Genomic DNA, 20,628 nt, shown 5'->3' on the forward strand with positions numbered 1-20,628 from the left:
CTCTTCACCTCTTCGATAAACGAATCGAGCACTGACAGTTTATCAAATGTATTTGACATGCTGCACGCACCCACTTATTCTAGTCGATCGAACTCGGTTTCGCGGGATGCCGAGGCGCGAAACGCAGAAACGCGGCGGGGGGCGCTGGCTCGACCTCGCCCCCTGGTCGAAGCCCTGGGCGCCCCTCCCTTCTGTATTCGTTTGTCCGTCCGTTCGCTCGTGCAAAGGCTTTACTGGCCGAACTGCCCGTTATTCCCTCGTGGGAAAGGCGTCTGTTCAGGTTTTGGGAACGGCGACTGACCCGGCTGCTGGTGCGGCGACTGCTGAGGAGTAGCCCCTGGTGGCGTCCAGGGCTGGCGCGGCTGCCCTCCCTGCCCCTGACTGGAGAGAGGAGGAGACCCGAAGGACTGCTGAGGCAGCGCCCCAAACTGACCACCTCCCGAGTAGGGTCCAGCTCCCTGGCCAGAGCCACCAAAGCCCGCTCCCGACGCGGGAGGATTGCCGAAAGGCTGCTGAGAGAAAGCCGTCTGGCTCTGCCCCTGCTGGCCCGCGAAGCCCTGGCTTCCACCAAAGGAGTCGAAGGGGCCGAAGGGGCGCTGGGCCTCGAATGGCTGGGAGTTAGAGAAAGCAGAAGCCCCGAAGTCCTGAGCGTTATTAAAGGAGGGAGCGGGACCTGAGCCGAAAGCGGCCCCGAAATCCTGCTGACCAGGAGTGCCGAAGGAGCCCATATCGGAGAAGCCGGGGGAAGCGGCGAACTCCTGCTGGGAGGCGGGGAAGCCGAACGGAGCCTGGAACTGACCTCCTTGATGCTGACCTTGGGCCAGAGGTGAGGACATAGCCACCAGGCCAGCGCTCTCCGGCTCAGGCAGCGGAGGGAAATTGCCGCCATAGCTTTGCTGCTGGGCCGGCATCCAGCCATCGCCGCTGGAGGAAGGATAAAACTGATCGCTGCCGGCAGGCAGGCCGGGCATCGCTCCTGGGCCAGCGGCCATAGTACTATTGATGGACTCCAGCACGTGATCGGGCAGGCGGAAAGTCGAGACCGAAGCGCGGAGCTGATCGGCCAGCTCGGCCAGATAGCTCACGCTGGCAGCGGCCTCCTGCGTACCAGCGTTCGTCTGGCGAGTGATCTCCGAGATCTGGCTCATGGCCACAGCCACCGCCTCGGAGACGCTGGTCTGCTCGTTGGCCGCGCGGGCAATGCTCTCGATCATCTGGGCCTGGCGTTCGACGGCGCTATAGATCGAGTTCAGGGCGCGGCCGGCCTCATCGGCCAGCTGAGACCCTTTGACCACTTCCTGAGTGCTATCCTCCATCGCCACCACCGCCTCATAGGTATCGCCCTGGATGCTCTTGACCAGGGTTGCGATCCGCTTGGTGGACTCCGTCGAGCGCTCAGCCAGGAGGCGAATCTCATCGGCCACCACAGCGAAGCCGCGGCCATGCTCGCCGGCCATTGCCGACTGAATAGCGGCGTTGAGTGCGAGCAGGTTTGTCTGATCAGCGATATCCTCAATGATACGTACAATTTCGCCGATCTCGTTCGAGCGCTCGCCCAGGCGCTTAATCTTCTTGGCCGTCTCCTGGACGTTCTCGCGGATCAGCATCATGCCCTCGATAGTCTGACGTACGGCCTCCTGACCACTCTGGGCATTGCGCAGAGCCTCCTGAGCCGCCTCATGGCTGAGCTGAGCGTTGCGGGCCACATTCTGGATAAAGATGGCCAGAGCCTCAACCGCCTCGGTAGTCTGCGAGATCTGCTGCACCTGCATCTCGGAGGCCTGGGCCAGCTCGGCGGCGCGGTCCAGAATACGGCGAGTGGCGTTGGTCACCTGCATGGCCGTGCTCTGCACGCGTCCGACCACCTTGGCCAGCTCCTCGATCATATAGTTAAAGGAGTCAGCGAGCACGCCGAGCGTATCGGGGGTCACTTCGGCCTGAACGCGCAGATCACCATCGCCGACAGCGCTCACCTCCTGGAGGAGCTTTTCGATCTGGGCCTGCAGGGCGGCGGCATCGCTTCCCGAACCCAGGCCAGAGGCATTGTTGGCCTGGGCGCTCTGCTGATCGAGGACCGTATTCACGGAAGCGACCAGGCGAGCAAACTCGTCATCGCCATCCACCTGGGCACGCACCCGGCGATCGCCCCCTGCGAAATCGTGGCAGACATCGGCCAGGGCCAGGAAGCGGTCCTTGATACGGCTATTGACCAGGTAGTTGGTGATGACCACCGCCAAAAGAGCAACGATAGCGCAGATGATGACCACGACGATCAGGACCGAAGTATCGGCGGTGGGCATGCTCAGCCGGGCATAAATGCCCACCAGGATGAGCAGGAAGGCGGGGATAATAGCGGAGACGGCCAATCCCAAATTCATCAGGCCGCTTACCGTCATCCCGCCTCGATTACGATCCGGGTTCATCCGCCAGACCTCCTCTATATGAAATACAGAACAATGGCTGCACTGTCCGTCCTATCCTAATCCAGAGCTTCGTAATGCTGCATCTTTTCCGAGAACAGCAAACGTGCGGCATCGAGCAAGACGATAACACGTTTACCGAGCACTGCCGTTCCGGCGGCATAGGGAGCAACCCACAGTGGAATATTGGTCTGGCGTGTGCTCACACTGGCGATAACGTTGTCAGGAATGGGGAGCATCTCGCTGACGCTATCCACCACCAGACAAATCACCATCTCATTATATTGCACCGATAGCAGGCGAGTGCGTGGATTATAGGGTAGCGGCTCCCTATCCAGGAAGGTGCGCAAGTCCACCACGGAAGCGATGGAGCCGCGGAGATTGATTACACCTCGGACCCAGGGAGCAACGTTCGGGACCGGGGTCACGTCGAGCAGGCGCTCCACGCTCTGAATATACTCCGCCTTGAAAGCGAACTCGAGATCGAGCAGAGTAAAAGCAAGGTACTGCTCACCGGGTACCTCTGTGGGTACACCGGGAGCAGTTGCTGCATTGGCCCGCAATTGCTCAGGCTGCAACGCCGAGGCCCCCCATGCCGGAGGATGCGCTCCCCGCTGCTGCGCCAGGAGAGCGCGTTGCAACATGTTCAGGTCATCGCTTGCCACAGGATTACTCCCAACTTCTGGTCGCACATCGGGCTGCCCCCCTCACCTCACCTCGCCTGTCTAGGGTCGCTGGCTAAGGCTGGCTAGGCTACAGGAGCCGGCGCACATTGGCCACCAGTTCTTCCTCGTTAAAGGGCTTGGTCATGTACAGATCTGCTCCCTGCCGCAGGCCCCAGGAGCGATCGAGGGGTGTATTCTTGCTGGTGAGCAAGATGATCGGGATATGCCGACTCAGCTCCGACGACTTGAGCTTGCGGCATAGCTGAAACCCGCTCTGCTTAGGCAGGACCACATCCAGGACGATGCACTGCGGACGCTCCCTAAAGACCTTCTCCACAGCCTCGTCACCGTCGACCGCTGTTACCACCTCGAAGCCGCTGTTGCGCAGCGGGGTAGCGATCATCGTGAGTTCAGTCCAGCTGTCGTCTACAACGAGCACCTTCTGCCCTGGCATTTCCCCTATACCTCTTGTTGTAACTTCTCCAGAGTCAAAACATCAGCCTTTTAGGAAAGAAAGGCCAGTCGACTACGATGCGGGGAAATAAGCCACCTCAGCCGTCCCGGAGGTCTCTTTACTACTCTGCCCTTGCAGCTCTGCCTGCCCGCCTGGCCCCGTTGCGGGTCGCGGCGGACTCTTCCTGTGGCAACGCGAAGAAGTGCTGGACGGAGCAAGAACGTGCGTGCTGCGGGCCTGATCAGCTCGCTGGCCGGCGAGCCAGCGCTGGGGCTGGCCGCTCCTCTCGGGCCTGGTCTCGTCGCGTCTTGCCTCTGGCACCTTCCTTCCGCCCTCTCTCAACAACCTCTCCCCTCTGCCTCCCTGGCTGAGCAGCCAGACTGACCTTGATTCGCCGCGACCTGGCCGAGACGTCGACCGGCACCGAGCGCCTGCCACCCTGCTCTGGCCCAATCTGCAAGCAGGGCGGACCGCTTTACCTTCCCCTCCCAGAGATCGCCACTGCCTACCCACGCAGGCGCTGAAGACGGTCCAGCCTCCCTTCCAACCAGCGTAGACCCCGAAGGAAGCAAGCGAACAATCTACCCGCTCTTCCAACCGCTAACCGCGGCGACGCAGCCGTGGGCGCATACCCTCATAGCGCGGTAGGGCGCGCTCCTGCCAGTTGGCCAGATGTTTCTTGACCGTCTGGACCAGCTCGGCAGAGTCGAAGGGCTTTGTAATGTACTCGGTAGAGCCGGCTAGGCGACCGCGCATCTTGTCGAACAATCCATCTTTCCCACTGAGCATAATAATAGGTATCTGTCTAAACTGCAAGTTTTTTCGTATGATCTGGCAAATTTGGTACCCGTCCATGCGGGGCAGCTGCACATCCAGGAGGATCAGCGCCGGCATTTCGTCCGCTACCGAGGCGAGGGCGCTCAGGCCATCGCCAGCAGCGATCACGCGGATATTCTCACGCTGCAGCGTCATCTGCACAATCTTGCGCACGGTAGGGCTATCATCTACAACCAGTACCGTTGGTACCGCTGACATGCTTAGATCGACCTCCTTCGCGTCTCAGGCCACCCGTAGGCGCTACCGCTCTCCGGGAACCCTTGCCATTGTCCCTCCTCCCCTCGCCGTGGCGGTTGCGGCTGAAACTCACGCCCCCTGGCTCGCTGGACGTTGCGATAGGCTCTGACCTTCTGATACTCCTGAATCTCGGCATCGATCTCGGTCAGAAAGGCCTTCCAGGCAACGTTGAGCTGCTGTCTCGCGTGCGAATTGCCGACCTCATCTTGCAAGACGGCGGTAAAAACCATTCGCAAGAATGCCGACAACCCCACGACCGCCTCCCAATAGAATTCTTCCAACTGTTCACCTTTGACAAGCTTGTCCAGGGTCAGGATATCACCACAGTCAAGCTGCCCATCCACAAAGCTAGCTGTCTCCAGAATCGGGTAATATTGCTTGGACAGGAGCTGAAGGGGCTGCGAGAAGGTGCGCTCAAGATAGCGAATGATCTCGCCCGTGGGCACGTGCCCCCTGCCGCGCAGGCTCCTGGCAAAGCGTCCGTGATGGACTAACAGGCCATTGATACATTCAACCAGCACTCTGACGAGGTTCAGCAGGTGCTGCTCGGGGCTGACATTCTTGCGCTGCTGCCAGAGGGTGTGCTGGCAGCGGATCAAGAGGTCGTGCAGGTCATGCTGCAGGGCTTTTTCCAGCTCGGTGTCTACCAATTCGATCAGTCCCAGCTCCAGCAGCCGGGCCATCAGGCGGGCCACCCGCGCCTCCGGCATCATCAGGGCCAGCGAGATGGCCTGCAGGGGGATCTCCCCATTGCAGAGGGAAAGGACCTCGATGTATTCCTGGCTGAGACCCAGGCTACGCAGGTCGTTACTGTTCTTGACCTCCGGCAGCCAGCGCGCAACGCTGGTGCGGGTCAGGTGCAGCTCGCTCATCTCCTCCCACTCATCGGCCTGGCGGAGGGCCTCCAACAGGACCGAGTCGATGTCGAGCGGCTGCATCCGACTCTCGATCGCCAGCAGGCGCCGATGGAAGGAAAAACGTCCTTCGGCCCAGCGCAGGGCATGGCTGATGGATTGGGTGACGGCAAACTCCAGCCGGCGCTGCATCTCCTCGGCGCTCATCCAGCCCCGCTCAACCAGCAGCGCCAGCGCCACTTGCATATCCCCACGCGCCAGCTCGCGAATCATTTGGGCCCTGCGTGGATCAAGGCGATTGAGCAGGCAGAGCATGGTGAGCAGATCGAGCTGGGGAGCGCCCTCCTCGCGCAAGGCCACGATCTGGCCTTTCCGCAGGGCGATCGAAAGCGTCTCGGGGCCGGAATGGACAAACAGCGTGCCTGTCTTACCGCTCAGGGCAAGCATCTTGAGAATGGACTGCAGACCCAGCGTCTGCAGGTCACCATCCATAATACGATCTTGCTGTTCCATTCTTCTTTTCTTCCTTTTCTTCTCTATGCAAGTGGTCGCCTTGCCGGTGCCAGTTTCTGCAGCGCCTGCTCAATCGCTGCTTGCAGGTGCTCGACAAAGAAGGGCTTCTCGACGTAGACCACCGATTTCTCTTCGCGTAAATAGGGTCTGCGCGCTAGCTGCCGTGGCGTCAGGGCGCTCATCAGGACAAAGGCCGGCGGACTCGGCAGGGCACTGCGTCTCAGACAGCGCATCATCTGGTAGCCGTTCATCCAGGGCATGATCAGATCGGCTACCACGCAATGCGGTCGCCACTCGACACAGCGCTCTAAAGCCTCCAGCCCATCATGGGCCACCGCTAGCTCGTAGTCAGCAACAGCTTTGAGGGTCTGCTGAAGCGTCTGGGCCATGTCAATGTCGTCATCGACAATGAGCACCCGCGCTCGTTGATTCCCAGCTCGCTGCTCGGCGCTGATGCCGTATTCGCTCTGTTCTTCTGTGGCTTGAACGAGCCGCTGCAAGGTGCTGAGGTAGCGTAACAGCCGCCCAACATCAAAAGGCTTGAGCAGAAAGGCTACAACGCCTAGCTCCTCTAGCCGATCGCGCGAGACGGACCTGCTTCCCATGAGAACAGTAAAGCGAGCTTCCGGCCAGCTTTTTGGAGATCGCAGCGGCTTCTCTTCCTCCCCTGGTTCGGCCTCCTCCCCTCCTCCATCCATATCATATAACAGGACGTCCCCCACCCATCCCTGCGGGTCCCTCTCTTCTCCAGGCAGCAGAATCTTGACTTCATAGCCGCGCTGGCGCAGATGCCTCTCCAGGATGGTGTTCAGGCTCTCCTGCTGCCCCACAATGAGGACTCTGAGCGGCCTTGGCCGCAGCATCGCTCTAGCCATAGCATGCCTGCTCGCTTTGCCCCTGTCAAGAAATACCGGTAATATAGTAAAGAACTCCCATTCTTCCGAATAACAGTGTACAGCAAGCCGGCTCAATTCGCCATAAAGAATGGCCTTGCCAGCATTAAAATCTTATTAATTATTCCTGTGTTGGGGCCGCTTTGCCCGCCGGGGAGGAGGCCGTCGGTTGCTGATCGCGCCGTCCTTCTGCCTGGAAGACGTAGCCAACGCCAGGCTCGGTGAGGATGTAGCGCGGACGAGAGGGTTCCTGTTCGACCTTGCGCCGGAGTTGCCGGACGTAGACGCGCAGATAGTCCGCCTCTTCGCCGTACTCGGGTCCCCAGACCGCTCGCAGCAGGGTCCGATGAGTCAGCACCTTGCCGGCATGCAGCATGAGCTGGCGCAGCAGTTCGAATTCCGTTGGTGTGAGGCGCACCTCGCGATCGCCTGCCCGCACATAACGGCGTTCGACATCCATCATTAAGTAGCCATCGCTACTGCACAGCACCTGTTCTTGCTCCTCCGGCTGCCGCCCGCCTCCGGCGTTGGCGGCACGGCGCAGGCAGGCCCGCACGCGTGCCAGCAGTTCGGCATTGCTAAAGGGCTTGGTGAGGTAGTCATCGGCTCCCAGGTCTAAGGCGCGGACTTTCTGCTTCTCTTCGGTTCTTGCTGAGAGGACGATGATAGGCACCTGGCTCTGGCGACGGACTTGCTCGCAGACCTCCAGTCCGTCGATGTCTCCCGGCAGGCAAAGATCAAGGAGGATGAGGTCAGGCTCGTGCTGGCGTACAGCTCTGAGCGCCTCCTCTCCGTTGTCCGCCACCAGCACTTCATAGCCGCTCATGAGCAGGTTTCTGCGCAGAATTCGCTGAATCGAGAGTTCGTCGTCGACAATTAAGATGCGCTTGCCTCGGGATCTCATTACTGTTCCTCCGACAACCGTGCAGCGGGCGAAGGCAGGCTGTGGGCCGAACCGGGACCGGGACCACTGGAGCAGACCGGCAGGGTGAAGACGAAGATGGCTCCGCCTTCGGAAGCCGGCTCTATCCAGATCCGCCCTCCATGCGCCTCGATGATGCCTCGGCAGATGGCCAGACTGAGGCCATTCCCCTGGGGGTCAACGCTGTAAAAGGTTTTGAAGATACGCTCAGGTTCCTCCGGTAGCTGATAGCCACGATCAGGGATGCGACCGCGCAGTATTCCGTCAACGATCTCCAGCTCGACGGTGATTTCCTCGTTCGGCCCGTTATGACGCAGAGCGTTCTCTAGCAGATTATAAAAGACTCGCTCCATCTGGGCGTAGTCGGCGTGGACGAGCAGCGGCAGGGGGGGCTGCAGACGAGGATGAATGTTGTGCTTGCCCAGGCTGCGCTCCAGGCGCAATAAGGCGCTGTTGAGCAGTTCACCCATGTCGCACCACTCTTTTTCAAGGGTGAGGGCCCCCATCTCAATGCGCGACATTTCGATCAGAGCGTTGATGAGCACCGTCAGGTGATCGGTCTCGGCATCGACTTCGCGCAAGATTTCGCGCCGTGTCTCTTCGTCCCAGACAATGCCTGGCTCCAGAAGCCCGGTGATAGCCGCTTTGATGGATGTGAGAGGGGTGCGCAGGTCGTGCGAGACCGAGGAGAGCAGGGCCAGTTTGTTCTTTTCGTCGCGCACTTGCTCGGTGATGTCATGGGCCTGGAGCGCGTAGGCCCTGAGCTGGCCTTGCTGGTCTCTGACGGGATGACGCGTAAAGAGATAGTAGCGGTCAAGGCTCGCCTGGTCCTGGCCGCCGCGGTCGCGCCGCTCAGGCCGCCCACTCTCGTGGTCTTCTCTCCCTTTGCCGGTCGCTCCTTCGTGCGGGGGTTCGCTGGCAAAGGCACAGCGCAGTTCCCAGGGCCGGGCCTGCTCCTGGGTAAACTGGCTGAGGTAGTGCTCGAGCTGCTCACGATTGCGAGCGAGGGCCAGCAGGGTTGAGAAAATCTCTGCCAGTCGTCGCTTGTCTTCGGCCTGCAGTCGGACGCCGCACAGGCTCTCGGCAGCAGGATTCATGTAGATGCAGTGCCCGCTGAGATCAACGGCGAACCAGGCATCGGTAAGATGACCTGGCAGGCGCTCATGCAGTTGCACCAGACGGCTCAGCTCGCTTAGAATGCTGGCGCGTTCAAGGGCTTCTTCAGCGCTGCGTGTCAGCAGGGCGGCGCTGCGGTCCGGCGAAGAGGCGCCGACCTTTTCGTGCCCGTCAAGGGGGACCTGAGAGGGAACCAGCAGACCTTGAGGCTGGTAGGACCAGGCCCCTCCCTGGCTGCGCTGGCGCACCGCCTGCACAACGGCCCGCAGGTCCTGTTCAGAACAGGTCTGCAGGTAGTCGGCGATGAAGCGCAGAAAGCTGAGAAAGCTGATGCCAAAGGTTCGCTCGAATTCGCGGCGCAGCCGCTCGAGTAGGTGCTCCTCTTCCTCCACGGTCCGTTGCTGGGTCGCCGCTTCCAGGCGTGCGATTATCTCCCGAAAGCGCTGCTGCCGCTGCACAGCTTCGAGCAGCATGCCGTTGTGAATGGCGATTGTGGCCTGGCTGGCGAAGAGCGAGAGAATGTCTACTTTGAGGGGTGTGAAACCGCCCGGCTCTTCAGAGCAGAGCAACAAGGCTCCGTAGACCGTGGAGCCGGTGACAAGTGGATGGACAAAGATGGAGCGGATCTTGAGCTGGCTGTAGAGAGGCTGGCTGGCCGGGAAGCGCGGGTCGCTGCCTATGTCATTGGAAACCTGGGGCTGGCGATGACGCAGGCTGAAGCCAATAATGCACTGCTCGCTGAGGGCCTGCTCACTCTCGATAATACGCGCGAGGGTGCGGGCCTCCAGCCCGGCCTGCGCTTCCAGGCGCAAGCCTCCCTGGCCCTGGCGGTCAAGGGTCACGATGGCCGACCAGACGCGCAGCGCTTCGGCCACGCCGCTGACGATGCGCTGAAAGATGGTGGCCAGATCCATAGTGGAGGCCAGGGCATTGGAGACGGCCTTGAGGGCCTCCCGCTGCCGATCCTGGATCTGGGCACTTCCTCCAACCTGGACTCCCTCGATGGCAGCCGCCAATACGCGCCCTACCGCTTCCAGAAGGCGGCGCAAGGAGGGATCATCATAGGTTCCCAGCTCGCAGCTGCCCAGCTCGAGGGTCCCTAGAACGCGATCTTCGACCGCCAGGGGGACGATGGCCGCCGAGTGCAACTGCGGATGGCCACTAAGGGCATCCCCTACCTTCGCTGGCGGCCCATCCGCTCCCTGCGGATAGTTCTCAACGAGCATAAGGGGGCGCCTCAGCACCTGCTCCGCCCGCGATTCGGAGAGCGGGTGCTGATGGTAGCGCGCCTGCCAGCCACCGCCTTCCTCCCGCCAGCAGACAGTGACCCGTACGGCCTGCCGGTCATGCCGCAGAAGCACTACACCAAAAATGTCAAATGGAATGGTCGGCGCCAGCTCTGCCGCGAGCCTGGTATAGTCTGGTTTCGAGCCGCGTACGCTTGAAATGATGCGAAACACACGCTCGACGATTGCAGACTCATCTAGCGTGGAGACGCGCATCCCTGCCTTCATCGTTCCCCCCAACAATGAACCGGGCTACCACCTCGCGAACAATCAGCCTGGAGTTTTTTTTCTACACAATCATCAGCAGTATAACACAAAAGGACGATCCGAGTAGTCGGCAAATTCATCCGCATTCATCGCCTTGCTCTGTTTCTGACGAGTCTGAGCTGCAGCTCCCCCTGGCCCGAAGGTACTATCAGGGCCGTCCACAAGCCAGGCGAGGGGTTTACTGGATGCCTCCTCTGGGCCTGGCCCGCTCCCTTCGCAGAAGTCTACTCGATTCTTCAGCAGGCGACAAGAGCGGGCTTTAACCCGGCGAGAGAGCACGAGGGAGGCTCGCCAGCTCTTCTTCTGTTGGAGAATTACGCAGCGGCATAGCCGGTCAGTTCAACGTAGCCCTCGCCGCTAACAGGCCGACCGGCACGCTGGCCCTGAATGCTCACGGCCCCTTCCCAATAGGCGTTGCCGGTCGATTGGTAGGTGACCAACTCCTGATCTTTCAGCTCGGGCTGAAGGGTGAGTTGAGCGGCAAGGTGCGGATCGCTGATCGTGATTCGCCAGCCTGAAGGGTAGCGGGCATGGGTTACCGGACTCAGCCAGCTCCCCAGAACTTGTATGCGCAGGGCGCTGGCTGGCAAGAGCTGATTCTGACCGGCAGGATCGATGAAGCCGGCGTAAGTCGAGATGACCTTTCCGCTGGCATCGCGGATGAGATAGAGCATAAGCTCGCTGTTATCGTTGAGCTGCAGGCTGAACCAGTCCCAGCCGCTTCCAGCCAGGGTGAGGAAATTACCCCACTGGTGATCCATCCAGGCCAAACCGCTGACAGCTAGCTGTTGGCCATGATCAAGCAGCAGACCGCCGACAGCCAGGCGTGTGCGCGAATAATAGTAGGAGAAGCCTGCCAGGCCATAGGTGATCAGCCCGTCCCCATTATGCAGGACGACCGGCTTGAGGGCCTGCAACTGCAGCTGCAGCGCATAATCTGGCATGAGCGCCACCAGTTGATCCTTTCCGTTGTGCCCCTGCATTCGCCAGGGGCCAACCTGGAGTTGAAATCCCCCTCCGCTGCTGGCTGCCGACGAGGCGGGCTCAAGCTGCAGCACGCGCTGCTGGGCAAAGTGAAATTGGCCGCGTGCGAGGTCGCTAATGGCAAAGTGGGCTGCGTAGACTGGCGGAAGGTCGCTTCTACGGACCTGAAAAAAGACCAGCTCGAAGCCGTAGCGTAGGAGGCGCCCATCGCTGGCCCGGGCCTGAAGGTGGCCTGTGTAATACCACCACTCGGTGAGGTCCTCGTGCGGCGCCTCGTCCTGGGGCAGGTGAATAGGGGGCAAAGGCGTCGCCTGCGCTGTAGCCGGTACCACGGGCAGCTGTGCCGATGTGGCGGGAATGCCCGGAAAGGCACAGGCGCTCAGGCCGCTCAGTCCCAGCACCAGGGCCAGCAGGAGAGAGGGGAACAGGCCAGGACGCCGGCCCGCTCGATGCCAGATCCTTATCATAGGCTTCCTCCTTGTTGGGAACGGGGGTGAGCGCGTCGATCGCCTCCGTCGTCTGTCACGGCCCTTTCCTCTTCCATGCCAATCTTACCAGTCTCGCCAGGCGCTGCCTGACGGTGATCGGCATCCTCTTCGCTCAAGAGGGTGGACCGGCGCTGAACTCCAACGAAGGGCAACCACCAGTTGAGGTTGCCCAGCAGCCGCATGGTCGCCGGGACCAGCAAACCCCTCACGAGGGTGGCATCGCTGACAACTGCCAGGGCCATACCCAGGCCAAGGGCCTTCACAAGGATCATATCGGCCGTCGCAAAGCAGGCACTGACAACCACTACGATGGCTGCGGCGCTGGTGATAATCCCCCCGCTGCGCTGCAGGCCCAGGGCCACGGCCTGGGTATTGTCGCCGCTCTCCCAGTAGGCTTCTTGCACTCGCGAGAGCAGAAAGACCTCGTAGTCCATCGAGAGACCGAAGAGCGAGCAGAAGAGGAGAATCGGGCTGGAGGCTTCAACGAAGCCCAGAGGCGTGAAGCCCAGTATCTGGTGTAAGAAGCCCTCCTGGAAGATGACGACAAGCGCTCCATAGCTGGCCAGAATCGAGAGGGTGTTCATGAGAATGGCCTTGAGCGGCAGCAAGACTGAGCGGAAGAGCAGCAGCAAGACCACATAGGTAATCGCCGCCACAATGAGTGCCGCTTTCGGGAAGTCACTATAGAGGGCTTCGACATAGTCGATGTTGCTGGCACTCCCTCCGGCGACAAGTACTCGCATACCTGGCCCTGGCGGAGTATTGCGGATGGTGACGACAAGCTCCTCCGATTGCTCCGAGAGCATGTCGTACTTGCTGATGACGGTGACCATCGCCAGGTCGCCCGCCACCGAGGACTTGAGCAGGCCGGACAAATATGGGTCGGCAATGAGCTGCGGGTGGGTGTAGAGCAGCTCATATTCCGATAAGGTCAGACGGGGGTCGGCGCTGACAATGCTGTCCACGCGCGCCACGCGCGGATCAGCCTCCAGGCGCTGGACGTAGCGATAAAGCAGGGCAATGTTGTTGGGCGTCAGGACGTCGCCCTGCATCTGCACAGCCAGCAGGATGGGTGTCGTCTCGCGCGCGTTGAAGCGGGAGACCAGCAGGTCATATGAGGCGCGCGAAGGGACATCCTGGGGCAGAATGGAGGCCCCCGGCGCCGAGAAGCGCACGGCCAGGAAAGGCAGGCCCAGGGCGACGAGCAGCAGCAGGACCGGGAAGAAGAAGCGCAGAGGATAGCGCATGACCAGGTGAGATAGTCGATACCAAAAGCCCTGGTGCGGTTGAATGAGGGCGCTGCGCGCTCCTGCAACGGCTACCTCTTCGGCCTCTTCGCCGGCCCGGGCTGCTCTCCGAGGACGCCACCAGCGCCATAGCCAGGAGAGACGCACCGGCAGAGCATTGATGCGAGCACCCAGAATGGCGAGCATGGCGGGCAAGAGGGTCAGCGCCGCCACAACGCACAGCATAACGACGAGCATGCCACCCAGACCGACCGAGCGCAGCATGTTGATGCGGAAGAAGGTCAGCCCGAAAAGACCGATGGAGACCGTGAAACCAGAGAAGGTCACAGCCCGCCCGGCGGTGGCTACGGTAATGGCCACCGCTTCGCCCGGCGTTCTGCCGCGTGCCAGCTCCTCACGGAAGCGGCTGACCATGAAGAGGGAATAGTCCACTCCCAGGCCCAAGCCGAAGAGGGTGGTGATGTTCAGGACAAAGATCGAGAGAGGAGTGAGATGCCCGAGGCCAAAGATAATGGCCAGCGCTACGACGACCGCCCCTCCACCGATGATGGTGGGCAGGATGGCGGCAATCACGGAGCGAAAGACCAGCAGCAGGGCGATCAGGGCAAAAGGAAAAGCCAGCAGCTCCGCTCGACGCAGGTCACGTTCGCTGACGAACTGAATATCTTCATAGAAGACGGGACTTCCCCCAACGTGAATCTCCAGGTCCGGCTGTGGGCGCAGCCTGCGCTCTAACTCTGGCAGCAGGCGCGGCGCGCTGTCCGGATCGCTCTTCAGCATGACATTAGCGTAGGCTCCATGACGGTCGAGCGAGATCTGGCGCGGGTTGTCCAAATAGGTGACAACGTTCGCCACCTCGGACCAGCTCCGCACCCGGGCAAGCGCTTGCTGCATCTGTTGGACGAACTGCGGACTGTCCACTCGATAGCGCTGACTGATAAAAATGACCTGGACCACCGTCGGGTTGAGATGGAGTTTGTCGGTGAGCAGATCAAGAGCCCGCTGAGACTCAGCATCAGGGCTGAGCAATCCCCCCGACTGCAGCACCTGACTGGCCCGCGGCGCAAAAGGCACGGCACCGAGGACCAGCAGCAGCCAGAGCAGAAGGATCAGCCAGCGCGCCCGAACGGTTAGCTGGCCTAGCGCATAAAAAATTGACCTTCTCGGTTTGTGCATGTATACTCTTCCTCACCTGGGGGCGGCGCTGGCTGACTGGCCGGCCTGGCAGCCCCGACGGGCCTGCCAGAGCCAGGGGAGCCGCTCGCCCCCACACTCCGCGTTCCTCTCCACGCGGGAGTCGCTGCGAAGGTGTTCCTCACGGACGTTGCTGTTATACTAGTAGACAGCTTTTGTCTGTGTGTCAAGGGGAGTCGGCATTCGGAGGAGGTCCTATGACGAAGCAGTTGGCAAAGCAGGCAGCAACTAAGAAGCCCGCTCAGAGCGATGGTAAGCCCATTCAGGTGATCAGCGTCAATCGCCAGGCCTACCACGACTACGAGGTGGAACGTACCCTGGAAGCCGGCCTCGCTCTGGCGGGAACCGAGATCAAGTCGATTCGCGCTGGGAAGGTCAATCTGCGCGGCGCCTACGCTATCAGCAGGAACGGCGAGCTTTGGCTGGAAAATATGCATATCGCTCCCTATGAGCACGGAAACGTCTATAACCACGAGCCGCTCCGCCCTCGCAAGCTGCTGCTGCACCGCCGCGAGATCAACCAGCTGATCGGGAAGGTCAGCCAGAAAGGAATGACCCTGATCCCCTTGAAGCTCTACCTCAAAGGTGGCATCGCCAAGATCGAGCTTGGTCTTTGCCGCGGGCGCAAGCTTTACGATAAGCGGGAGGCCATCGCCGAGCGCGACGCCCGCCGCGAGATAGAGCGCGCCCTGCGCCGCCGCTGAGGTCGAGGTCTGGCACACCTCGTCTCACCCCGGACGCACGAGGCATCAAGCCGGGAGATCAAGCAGCTCAATTTCTCAGTAAAGGACACGCCTGTGATGGAGCAAGAAAATCAAAAGGAGCAGATCTTTCACTTCGTTGAGCAGGTAAATCAGCGCCCAGGCTTCGGCCAGCTTCTGGGTATGCGCGTCGAGGCAGCAGAGCAGGGACGCGGGCGGGTACGCCTGACGGTCGATGAGCGACTGATGCATCCCCAGGGACTGGTGCATGGCGGTGTGATTTTTTCGCTGGCCGACACGGCTATGGCTATGGCGCTGCTGGCTACCTACCCGCCAGGCACGCGCACTGGCACAATCGAGGCCAAGATTAACTATCTGCGGGCTGTGCGCAGCGGCCAATTGCTGGCAGAGGCCGCCATCATCCACCAGGGCCGGACCACGGCGGTTCTGGAGGCCACCGTCTACCATCTGAGCGAGCAGGGAGCGGAAGAGCGGGCCGTAGCCCGCGTCTTGAGCACCTTCTATATCTTTCCGCGCGAGGAGAGCAGCCCAAGCGGCGAGCGGGCGGGCTAGCCTGCCCGTTCTCGCTCGCTAGAACGAGGGAATACGGGAGCGCTCGCGGACCGAGGTCTCGCTGGCCGCTTTGGCTTTAGCCGCGTAGTGCCGTTCAAGACGGAGGAGGGACAGGAGGGAGAGCAAGGCGACCAGGCCGAGAATGGCCGTCAGGCAGATCAGGCCATCAAAGCCAAGACGGTGAGCGAAGAGACCGGCCAGGCCGTTGCCGAGCAATTGGCCCAGGCCCAGAAAAACAGAGTAGAGGCCCATAAGCAGGCCGCGATCCATAGCGCTCTCTTCGGTGAGATCGGCCAGGTAGGCGAGGGCCGAAGGAGCAAAGCTACTCTCCGCGAAGATCCCCAGGAGCAGCACAGGGATCCAGATCCCTGGGGCCAGATCGCCACCGAGACGGTGGTTCATGCCCCAGAGAGCCATCACGCCCACATAGAGGCCGGCCACAGACGTGAGCATCATCACCAGGCGAGGCAGATGAGCGAGAAAGCAGGCCCAGAAGAGCAGCGAGAGGCCGAAGAAGAGAACATAGCCCCCTAAAACAAGGCTCAATCGACCACCACCCCCAGGTCCGCTCATGATCCCCATCAAGAGCTGATCCCCCATGCGTCCGGGACGGGAGAGCAGGAAAGGGAGCTGCGAGCTGACCCAGATACCCAACAAGGCACTGATACAGACCCACGCAGGAATGAAGATAAAGAGGCGTGGCTTGTGCAGGATCGTCAGATAGCGCCTCAACAGCAGCGCCGGGCCACCGCGCTCGGTCACCTGGGCGACTCGTGGAGCCAGGAACATGCAGAACGTTACCAGGGCGTAGAAGAGGGCCAGGAGAGCAAAGGCTCCGCGCCCAAAGCGGTCCCAGGCGAAGCCTCCAACGACCACCCCCGCAGCGATCCCTCCGCTGGTCGCCAGCTCATAGAAGCCCATGACGCGCATGCGCCCCTGTTCGTTTTGCCTGGTCAAATCGGCCAGATAGCCCAGGACGGCAGGGGTGATCATGGCGGTGGCCAGGCCCGACAGGACTTGCAAGGTCAGCAGGAAAGGCAGAGGCGAGGCCGCCGGTGTCAGCGGCACCAGGAGCATCACCAGCACTCCCAACAGAGGGCCGAGCACCATAAAGAGGCGCCTTCCCCAGCGATCACTCAAGGCCCCCATCAGGGGAGCCAGCGTAAGCTCGGTCGCATAGTACACGACGGCCAACAGGCCCACCTGGATAGCCGTAATGCGATATCCTGCATGGATAGCCAGGCGAGCCAGGAACAGCCCTAAAACGATGCCACCCGCCCCCGTATTGATACGCAAGAGAAAGGTTCCCACAATCAGTGGGAGAGCCGATCGCCGCACCATACTGCCCCCTGATTTCCAGCCAGCCCGGTAGCCTCTCGCTCCACATTGCCGGCTGAAGGCCGGCCTCTCCTCTGTCCCCTACCTGCCTGCCCTCAGGCGCTCACCACCTCATCGGACCTGTAGCCCGTTAGGATCCGGCAGGCCGGCAGGTCAGCAACCAGACAGCCAGACCCCGCCGCTTCCAATCGAGGCCCAACCGAGGCCACGCTTAGAAAGGCCCAGCCTGGCCATTGCCTTCACCCGAGAGGCCATAGTCCCCTACTGCTCTGGCCTTGCGATAACTGCGCAAGGTTAAGACCGCGATGACCCCTCCAACGATCAACAGGACAACTGCCACAATGAGGAGTACAAGCAACAACAGACGCAATCCCTGATAATCCGAAGCACTGCTCAGGAAAATAGCCAGCAGTGGCATCAATGACAATCCTCTCTCTCGCTGATGAAGTTGTTCCCCCGAACAGCTCTCTATCATCAGGACGGGAGAGGCAGAAAGAAAGTAACGCCTTGCGCCTCCCCCGCCAGGTTCTTCAAGAAAACAGCCGGGCCAGCCTCCTGGGCCTGGTCCCGCCTCAGGCTGGGCTGAGACCAGAGAGCCGGAACACGAAGAGGCCAGCCCGCTTGCTAAAGCCACCCCCTGCCGGTGACAGGCGACGCCCATCCTTCGGCAGCCTCACAAGATCAGGCTATCTAGGCAGAAGCGGCTTTTCATAGCGGCAGTAGTGGCGTACGACGCTGCTTCCAGCAGGGACCAAGAGCCGCACCGGACTTCGCTGGCCGGGGACCGAGGGTCCTTCTTCCTCCTCTAGCTCTAGCGTCAGGCGCCCTCTCTCAGACCAGGCAGCTTGAGGGGCCTGGCCCTCAACAACAATATGCCAAAAGCTTCTTTCTAAGCGATATCCCTCACGCTCCAGCAAAGCTCGAGCGGATCGATTGCCATAGGCCACTGTTGTTATGAGCAGAGTGCTGTCGCCGACTTCGGCGCCGCGCTCTTCCAGGGCGCTGCGGGCCCGCTGCTCCGCCAGGCGCAGCAAGAGCGTGCCGATGCCCCTTCCCCGGTAGGCAGGATGAACGCGCACACAGAAAGCCCACGTGGTCTTTTCGAACGGCTCAGCCGCACCGTTGGCCACGGGCCAAACGGCGCCATAACCCACTACCAGCCCCTGGCGCGAGAGAATCAACCAGGCGTCACTGCTCAGCTGGAAATCCTCTCGTTGCCAGGAGGCGGCGATATCTTCCCCTTCTTGATGACCCTCCTGCTCCCCTTCGACCTGTGCACAGATGGCGAACAGCTCTTTGACAGCCGCCAGGTCTGCAGCCATCGGAGCACGCGCCGAGAGATCGCGCAAGAAAACAGCCATCCGTTTTCCTCCTCTAGAGGAGGGAAGCCTTGCTTGCAGCGGCCCAGCCCCAGTTCCCTCAGTTCCCTGGCCAGCCTGCTCATCCGTTCGGCAGCCAGACAGCTAGCGAGGAGAACGGACGAGCAGGTCAGCAGCTACCAAGGTCACCAGGACCTGGGCCTTAGCCATTTCTCTTCAGCTTCCCCGCCCGCTTAGCATAGCGTTCCGCCAGGCCAAAAGCGTAGACACTGGCCGGCACACTGATCAGACCCGTCAGAATCAGGGGCCAGGTACAGTTCCAGATCTCAGGGGACCAGAGAGGCCGGCCATGCATCATCGCTTCGCGCAGCCCCTCCAGGACATAGGTAGCTGGCGAAATACGCGCCAGCGGCTGCATCCAGCCCGGCAGCACCGAGATAGGATAGTAGACCCCCGATACCAGCAGCAGTACAGCTTTGACAATGAATGACATCTGCATGCCCTTTTCTGTATACAGCAGAGGCAGAATGGCAGCCCCAATGCCAAAGCCGATAAAGGAGATGCTGCCTAATAGCAACAGAAAAAGTGCTGTCAGGTAGTTAGCATTGCTCAAGTCGATATGAAAGAAGGCAGCAATGACCAACAGTTGAATCAGAGTGAAGAGCAACCCATGCGCAACAGCGTAGAGGCAGCTCCCGACCATATGGGTAAAGCGCGAGATTGGGGCCATAAAGGTATATTCAATGGTTCCCTCCCAGCGCTCCATATTGATAATGTCGGTGACGCCATCAAAGGTTACGCTCAGATAGGACCAGACCGAGGTACCGATCACAAGGACCAGCAGCAGAGAGTTAGTGTCGAACTTGACCCTGGCCCCGGTGATCTGCTCCGCCGCGGCCCCAATGAAGGTCACACTGAGGGCGTTGACAATGTTGTAGAGCAGCCAGACAATTTCCCAGGCCCAGTAGCGCTTGGTCAGGTTCCAGTTGCGCTCGAAGAAAGCGTAAGTTGCACGCCCACGATGAACTAAAGCGGAGAAGAACATGAGCTTTCTTCAATCCTCCTCTTCACGCATAGCTTCGAAAGCCTCGAAGGCTTTTTCCCAACTGCCGTAGCGGCGAATATCCTCTTCCGTGATGCGATGCGAGGCAGTATAGTGCATAAAAACTTGATGCATGCTGGCAGGAGCAGGCAAGCCTGATTGCTGCATCACTTCCTGCTTCAGCTCTTCGATGGAGCCGAGAGCCACAATACGCCCCTGATCGATAATAGCCACACGATCGCAGAGAGCCTCAGCCTCCTCCAGATCATGTGTTGTCAGGAGGATCGTAGCATCGTGAGCCTCGCGCAGCTCGCGGATAAAGGTCTGGACATCAAGCTTGGAGCGAGGGTCAAGACCGGTCGTCGGCTCATCTAAGAGCAGCAGCACAGGGGCTGTGAGGAAGGCACGCGCAATAGCGACCTTCTGCTGCATACCCCGCGACATGTCTTCCAGCGGCTGCTTGATGCGCTCGGCACCGATGCCCAGGCGTTCCAGAATGGTCACAATCCGCTCGCGGGCCAGGCGCCCCGGCAGGTTGTAGAGACGCGCCGCATAGATCAGGTTCTCCATCGGGGAGAGCTTCTTGAAGAAAGAAGCCTCGACGCTCACGCGGTTGATCAGGCGGCGCACAACGGCCTCATCTCGCACTACATCGTACCCAAAGATGGTCACTCGTCCACTATCTGGAATGAGGAGAGTGGAGAGAATGCGAATCAGCGTCGACTTGCCGGAGCCGTTCGAACCGAGGATCCCTATAATTTCGCGGCGCCTGACGCGCAAGCTCACCCGATCCACCGCCCGCACTGTGCGCTCTTCTCCTTTGCGCCAGGGCAGCCACGGACGCGACTTCCTGAAGATCTTTGTTACCTCTTCTACAATCACAGCATCCTGCACCTGCTCGTCGACAAATGTCGGTAAAGGTATCGCAGGTAGCGGGTGTTGTACTGCCATGCAGTAAGCCTCCTTTTGCCTTGTTTGCCAGCATTCGCGCTTTCCACGATCTTCGTGGAGCTTGCCCTCTTTGCTCCTGAGAGCGCGGGCCTGCAGTCAGAACAATAGCGCCTGCCAGGGTCCATCACCACGTCCTCCCGACCGGCTCCTCATCTGCCCAATGGGACAGCCCGGTCAGCTCTAGATGAGAGAGCCTCTGCTCAGACCAGACCCAACGATAGACTCCCGGGCGGAGAGATCGCCAAAGAGGGCCAGAGGAAAATATGAATATATATTTGCATAAGAAAGGGATTAGGAACATTTCCGAGCGGTGGAAGCTTACCCGGC

General features: G+C 60.6%; 17 protein-coding genes. 2 read left to right on the plus strand and 15 right to left on the minus strand.

The features are described 5' to 3' along the window. Positions 1 to 230 precede the first annotated feature (230 nt). The 10 genes from ACFMO7_RS19055 to ACFMO7_RS19100 form a co-directional block, all read right to left on the minus strand. Positions 231 to 2,423: a methyl-accepting chemotaxis protein gene (locus ACFMO7_RS19055; protein ID WP_376797075.1), complete on the minus strand. Its 2,193-nt coding sequence runs from the start codon at positions 2,421 to 2,423 to the stop codon at positions 231 to 233. A gap of 56 nt (positions 2,424 to 2,479) precedes the next feature. Next, positions 2,480 to 3,112, minus strand: coding sequence for a chemotaxis protein CheW (locus ACFMO7_RS19060; RefSeq protein ID WP_376797076.1), 633 nt, complete (start codon positions 3,110 to 3,112; stop codon positions 2,480 to 2,482). Positions 3,113 to 3,173: 61 nt separating this feature from the next. Beyond that, positions 3,174 to 3,539 (minus strand): response regulator transcription factor, encoded by a 366-nt coding sequence (locus ACFMO7_RS19065; RefSeq protein WP_376797077.1) that lies wholly within the window; start codon positions 3,537 to 3,539, stop codon positions 3,174 to 3,176. 600 nt (positions 3,540 to 4,139) lie between these two features. Then, complete coding sequence (locus ACFMO7_RS19070) at positions 4,140 to 4,574, minus strand: PleD family two-component system response regulator (protein ID WP_376797078.1); 435 nt, start codon at positions 4,572 to 4,574, stop codon at positions 4,140 to 4,142. Positions 4,575 to 4,576: 2 nt separating this feature from the next. Further along, positions 4,577 to 5,980 (minus strand): DUF4388 domain-containing protein, encoded by a 1,404-nt coding sequence (locus ACFMO7_RS19075; protein ID WP_376797079.1) that lies wholly within the window; start codon positions 5,978 to 5,980, stop codon positions 4,577 to 4,579. A gap of 23 nt (positions 5,981 to 6,003) precedes the next feature. Continuing rightward, entirely contained in the window at positions 6,004 to 6,855 is an 852-nt protein-coding gene (locus ACFMO7_RS19080; RefSeq protein WP_376797080.1) for a response regulator, read from the minus strand. A 139-nt stretch (positions 6,856 to 6,994) separates the two neighbouring features. After that, positions 6,995 to 7,777 (minus strand): response regulator transcription factor, encoded by a 783-nt coding sequence (locus ACFMO7_RS19085; RefSeq protein WP_376797081.1) that lies wholly within the window; start codon positions 7,775 to 7,777, stop codon positions 6,995 to 6,997. Next, positions 7,777 to 10,413: a GAF domain-containing protein gene (locus tag ACFMO7_RS19090; RefSeq protein ID WP_376797082.1), complete on the minus strand. Its 2,637-nt coding sequence runs from the start codon at positions 10,411 to 10,413 to the stop codon at positions 7,777 to 7,779. The genes ACFMO7_RS19085 and ACFMO7_RS19090 overlap by 1 nt, the downstream gene beginning before the upstream one ends. Positions 10,414 to 10,778: 365 nt before the next feature. Continuing rightward, positions 10,779 to 11,915 carry a lipocalin family protein gene (locus ACFMO7_RS19095; protein WP_376797083.1) on the minus strand — a complete coding sequence of 379 codons (1,137 nt, stop codon included), beginning with the start codon at positions 11,913 to 11,915 and terminating at the stop codon, positions 10,779 to 10,781. Further along, positions 11,912 to 14,359: an MMPL family transporter gene (locus ACFMO7_RS19100; protein WP_376797084.1), complete on the minus strand. Its 2,448-nt coding sequence runs from the start codon at positions 14,357 to 14,359 to the stop codon at positions 11,912 to 11,914. Before ACFMO7_RS19100 ends, ACFMO7_RS19095 begins: the two co-directional genes overlap by 4 nt. 215 nt (positions 14,360 to 14,574) lie before the next feature. Here ACFMO7_RS19100 and smpB point away from each other — a divergent pair, with 215 nt between their 5' ends. Beyond that, the gene (gene smpB, locus ACFMO7_RS19105) at positions 14,575 to 15,081 is read left to right on the plus strand and encodes an SsrA-binding protein SmpB (RefSeq protein ID WP_376797085.1); all 507 of its coding nucleotides are present in this window, start codon (positions 14,575 to 14,577) and stop codon (positions 15,079 to 15,081) included. 96 nt (positions 15,082 to 15,177) lie between these two features. Then, on the plus strand, positions 15,178 to 15,651 hold the full coding sequence (locus tag ACFMO7_RS19110) for a PaaI family thioesterase (protein ID WP_376797086.1): 474 nt from the start codon (positions 15,178 to 15,180) through the stop codon (positions 15,649 to 15,651). Between the two features lie 18 nt (positions 15,652 to 15,669). On the opposite strand, the gene ACFMO7_RS19115 is transcribed toward ACFMO7_RS19110, so the two are convergent. From ACFMO7_RS19115 to ACFMO7_RS19135, 5 genes are all read right to left on the minus strand, one after another. Beyond that, complete coding sequence (locus ACFMO7_RS19115; RefSeq protein ID WP_376797087.1) at positions 15,670 to 16,992, minus strand: MFS transporter; 1,323 nt, start codon at positions 16,990 to 16,992, stop codon at positions 15,670 to 15,672. Positions 16,993 to 17,200: 208 nt separating this feature from the next. Further along, complete coding sequence (locus tag ACFMO7_RS19120) at positions 17,201 to 17,407, minus strand: hypothetical protein (protein WP_376797088.1); 207 nt, start codon at positions 17,405 to 17,407, stop codon at positions 17,201 to 17,203. Positions 17,408 to 17,675: 268 nt separating this feature from the next. Beyond that, on the minus strand, positions 17,676 to 18,350 hold the full coding sequence (locus ACFMO7_RS19125) for a GNAT family N-acetyltransferase (protein WP_376797089.1): 675 nt from the start codon (positions 18,348 to 18,350) through the stop codon (positions 17,676 to 17,678). A 160-nt stretch (positions 18,351 to 18,510) separates the two neighbouring features. Further along, positions 18,511 to 19,353, minus strand: coding sequence for an ABC transporter permease (locus tag ACFMO7_RS19130; RefSeq protein WP_376797090.1), 843 nt, complete (start codon positions 19,351 to 19,353; stop codon positions 18,511 to 18,513). 9 nt (positions 19,354 to 19,362) lie between these two features. Continuing rightward, positions 19,363 to 20,301 carry an ABC transporter ATP-binding protein gene (locus ACFMO7_RS19135; RefSeq protein WP_376797091.1) on the minus strand — a complete coding sequence of 313 codons (939 nt, stop codon included), beginning with the start codon at positions 20,299 to 20,301 and terminating at the stop codon, positions 19,363 to 19,365. Between the last annotated feature and the right edge of the window lie 327 nt (positions 20,302 to 20,628).

Source organism: Thermogemmatispora sp. (genome assembly GCF_042408735.1).
Taxonomy (GTDB): Bacteria; Chloroflexota; Ktedonobacteria; order Ktedonobacterales; family Ktedonobacteraceae; genus Thermogemmatispora.